The sequence below is a fragment of the Lentimicrobium sp. S6 genome (assembly GCF_013166635.1).
Classification (GTDB): Bacteria; Bacteroidota; Bacteroidia; order Bacteroidales; family UBA12170; genus UBA12170.
Genome location: NZ_JABKBZ010000182.1, coordinates 1 through 2074, shown reverse-complemented (window position 1 = coordinate 2074; position 2074 = coordinate 1). Strand labels below are relative to the sequence as shown.

Annotated in this window: 1 protein-coding gene; it reads right to left on the bottom strand. The window is 44.0% G+C overall.

The features are described 5' to 3' along the window. Positions 1-2074: PKD domain-containing protein (locus HNS40_RS22185; RefSeq protein WP_172284898.1), on the bottom strand; the 2074-nt coding region annotated here is incomplete at both ends.

The following is a 2074-nucleotide window of genomic DNA, read 5'->3' as shown; positions in this document are numbered from 1 at the left end:
AGTCGTTAAACTGAGTCGCGCTACCCAAACAAGCATTATTAAAGCTAAAGTCAATCACAGGAAGAGGATTCACATAGAAAGGAGCCGTGGCCACCTGTGTACATCCAAAGTTATTCTCCACACTGTGAGTGATGGTATAAGTTCCAGCTTCGGTAAAAGTGTGCAATGGCGACTCGTCAGTACTTGTTGTACCATCACCAAAGTCCCAGAACCAAGCTATAATACTCTCTCCACCGCTAATGCTCTCGTCCACAAAAGTCACCTCTTGATTAATACAAGTACTATCTGGTGCAAAGGATATGATTGGAAGCTCACGTACCAATACATCCTTAATGATGCTATCGGTACAATAGCTGTTATTTAATATTTTTAGTTTCACTTGATAAACACCATCCGCAGCATATCTATGACTTGGGTTTTGTTGAGCAGAAGTGGTACCGTCTCCAAAGTCCCATTCCCATAATAATATGCTTTGAGCCTCGGTGGCAGTGATATCGGTGAAGTGAGTGGTATCTCCAAAACAAACGGTGTCGAAGCTAAAGTCAGGCAATGGCTGAGTGGTATACAGCACCTGCTTCACAATGGTATCGGAACAAAGCTGCTCATTGCTCACTGTCAGGCTCACATGATAAGCTCCCGTCTGACTAAACTTATGCGTTGGGTTTTGTACAAAACTCACATTATTACTTCCAGACCCTGGGTCATCGAAGTTCCAATACCAAGCAATAATATTGGTTTCATTAGGATTGCTAAAGTCGCTAAAGAAAGCCGTATCACAATTTGGGATATCGAAATTAAAGTTGGCAGTTGGGGAGGGTGCTATTGTTAAATTCTCTATCACTTCATTGGTACAGCCATTGCTATCAGTTACGTATAGTTTCACGAGGTATTCCCCTGGAAGAGCGTAAAGATGAGCAGGATGTTGAGCAGCACTAGTGGTGCCATCGCCAAATTGCCAGCTCCAGCTAACAATATCGTTATCAGAAGTACTCACATCGGTAAACCAGATGCTATCAGAAGTACATTGTGTAGGCGTATGGATAAATGCAGCTGTTGGGCCATATCCCACGCTTACATTATAAGCTCTTTCGCTTACGCAGCCACCATCGGTGCTTACGGTCAGGCTCACCAAGTATAATCCACCTATATCATACACATGACTTGGGTTTTGTAAATCACTAGTTTGACCATCATCAAAATCCCAGCTCCAGCTCACAATGGGGTCGCTAGTGCTGTTACTCAAATCAGTAAAGTTGGTAGAAAGTCCAGCGCAAGCTGCTTCAAAGCTAAAGTCTGCTATGGCTTTGGTAATGGTGATTTCCACAAAGGCAGTATCGCTACAGAGTCCTTCATTGGTCACTACATGCATCACTGTATAAACACCCTCATCGGTAAATCTATGTATAGGATGCTGAGCAGTAGAAGTATTATTCACTCCACTGGCAGGGTCACCAAAGTCCCAGAACCAAGCAATCAGGTCTTGACCATTGGGTTCGTAGGCAGTAGAGGTAAATTGTAAACTATCACAGCTGATATTGTCAAAAGTAAAAGTGCTTACTGGAGCTTGACTTACCGCCACCACTTGCGTGAGACTGCTCTCACAACCATTGATATCGGTCACTGTTAGCGTCACTGGATAATCACCAGGGGTAGCAAACATGTGGTTTGGATTTTGAACAGAAGAAGTATTGCCATCACCAAAACTCCAGTTCCAAGTATCTATGATTCCGCTTCCGGTGGAAGAAGAAAGGTCGGTAAAGCGAGTGGTATCTCCTTCACAACTCAAACCACCTTGCCACTCGAAGTTGGCAGTAGGCAGATAATGTACTTTTACTGTTTTTACGATTTCATGGGAGCAACCTGTTGTGGTTTCTACAACTAATATCACATCGTAGGTACCAGGAGCAGCGTAGGTGTGATTGGGGTTGGCATCGGTAGAAGTGTTTCCATCAGCAAACTCCCAAAACCAGCTATTGATAGGCTGACCACTAGAAAAACTCATATCCACAAAGTGGGTGACTTCACCAAAGCAAACCGAGTCGGCTCTAAAGTCGGCCACGGGAGCAGGTTCTAC